General features: G+C 35.9%; 1 pseudogene. It reads right to left on the reverse strand.

The features are described from left to right. A pseudogene (locus tag SB775_RS27475) lies at positions 1-451 on the reverse strand (hypothetical protein); the annotation flags it as partial.

Below are 451 nucleotides of genomic sequence, written 5' to 3' on the forward strand. Positions count from 1 at the left end.
ACCACACTTTCTGCAAATTTCGGCTCATATTGTAATACCTTATTTGCCTTTCCGTTTAATAAATAAGTAAATAAAACTGCCTTCTGACTATCTTTATCTAATTCTGTGTAATTGACCTTATCGAAGTATTTAACGGCTTCTCCATATTGTTGAATGGCTGCCTGTTGTAATCCTTTTACTACATATTGTTCAGAACCAGCATTTGCACTCGAAACTGGTTCGGAAGAGAATAGCTTAAAGGCAAATATGGCACCAGCTCCAATTAACACCACGCTTCCTATGACACTCGCAATAATCTTGAACCCTTTTCTATTTTCCTTTTCAGGCTTTACTTGTGGCTCTATTTCATCCGTTGAACTATAAGAGGATTCTTCCTTTCTCACTGGTAATTCTTCTTGATATTCATATTCTTCATGAAAAGGAGAATCATTGATTTCCCTTTCTAACGTTT

The sequence above is a fragment of the Peribacillus sp. SIMBA_075 genome, assembly GCF_046534585.1.